The sequence below is a fragment of the Peteryoungia ipomoeae genome, from assembly GCF_004912165.1.
GTDB classification, from domain to species: Bacteria; Pseudomonadota; Alphaproteobacteria; order Rhizobiales; family Rhizobiaceae; genus Allorhizobium; species Allorhizobium ipomoeae.
Window position 1 is genome coordinate 1 of the sequence record NZ_STGV01000018.1, and the last position, 1,574, is coordinate 1,574.

At 58.3% G+C, this 1,574-nt stretch carries 2 protein-coding genes; both read right to left on the bottom strand.

Annotation, left to right across the window (positions count from 1 at the left end):
- Positions 1 to 14: 14 nt before the first annotated feature.
- Positions 15 to 719 carry a hypothetical protein gene (locus FAA97_RS20950; protein ID WP_136600499.1) on the bottom strand — a complete coding sequence of 235 codons (705 nt, stop codon included), beginning with the start codon at positions 717 to 719 and terminating at the stop codon, positions 15 to 17.
- Between the two features lie 21 nt (positions 720 to 740).
- Positions 741 to 1,316: a toxin-activating lysine-acyltransferase gene (locus tag FAA97_RS20955; RefSeq protein ID WP_136600500.1), complete on the bottom strand. Its 576-nt coding sequence runs from the start codon at positions 1,314 to 1,316 to the stop codon at positions 741 to 743.
- Positions 1,317 to 1,574 lie beyond the last annotated feature (258 nt).

A 1,574-nucleotide genomic window follows, 5' to 3' on the forward strand; every position in this document is an offset into this window, starting at 1 on the left:
GGTCTCAGAAATATTCATCTTTTACTGCTCCTAAAGTCGGTTCTACCGAGCGCCAACATGCCATTTCCAATCTCTAACTGAACGGGGTTCCGGCCATTCCCAGCAGCAAGTAATCTTTCACGGGACCATTTGAGCCACCCGAGCACCTTCTCCACCTTTCCCTCAGTCACCGGCTCATCTGTGATCGACAGGGTGATGGCATTGAGCCGGTAGCCGGGGCCGAATGCGGCCGCGAGATCGCCGGGACTGACGCGGCGCACCGAGGCCGGGTCGTTGACGTCGTCAAAGGTGACAAGCAGCGGATAGTGTTTGCCAGGCACGTCACGGGTCTCACCGGTGCTCGCCACCAGTCGGTCGAGATAGGGAAATATCTCTTTCTTCAGCAGCGCCTTTCCCTCCAGTTCCGGGAAAAAGGCGGTATAGGCCGTCCATTCGGTATAGCCCTGCAACAGCGCGAAGAGATAGCGGCCCTCGCCAAGGTCGACGGCTACAGCCTCGCCAGAGACGCCGCCGCGCTGCATGCCGGCAGCATCGCCAACACCCGTCCATTTCGGCGGGAACTCGATCCGCGCCGAGGTGACCGAACTGCCGGACTTGAGCCCCTCGGGCGTCATGACCGACACCGTCAGCTTCTGATGCCATTGCCATTCCGGGAAATCGAAGAGCAGATCGCAACCGGAAAGGCCCATGGCCAGCACCGCCGTAACTAGAATTCGCATCGAGTCACCCAAAGCGCCAGGTTAGTTAATGGTCGGAGACGAATTCACTTCAGAGCTTTGTGCACCCGCAGAGACCAGTTGCTTCAGCACCTCACGATCCACCAGTTGCGCAACAAGCGGATGAATGCTGACCTGCTCACTCTTCGCGACATGATTGAAACTCTTCAGCACCATCGTTGCCATTTCCCGCGTCGGCGCGATCACATCAAGCAGCCAGACCTTCTCACCGCTCTTCCACTCCGACGGCTTTAGGCGGACCGGGAAGACGCCCGCCTTGATCTGCTCCTTGAGTTTGGCTTCAACCTCTTCCGAGACACTTGCCCAGATCGCAATCGCTGCAGGCGCCAGCGCAGCCTTCGGATCCGAATCGCTTGCAGGCTTCGGAGATGCGATGGCAATGCAGTCGCGGGCGAGCGGATCAATGACCAGATGAGCCAGATCGGCAAGAGACTGATGCCGGTAGCGAGGCACCGAACTCATGGCGAGCACAACCTGACCGAACGAGGAATGGATCGCAGTCTTGATGCCGGCGATCTTTTCCAGTGTTTCCGATGATAGTTCGGTCTTCGCAACCGGCTCGCCAGCGACCTCGGACATAAGCACTCCCTGAAAATTCATAGATAAAACTTCACGCGAACAAAGATGTCAGCGCAACCAATGCGAGGATGGCCACGGGGCTTCCGCTGTCAAGGTATCGCTAATCATCGGTCGAACGAGCTGTGTCGTCCAGCACGGGAGAGCGCGTCTTGAATGCTTCCCAGCGCTGCTCACGCCGAACCGTCAGCCGCGACGACAATGGTACCGGGACAGGCGCTGCCATAATCCCGATCGAGTGACTTCCGATCCTTGTGCTAC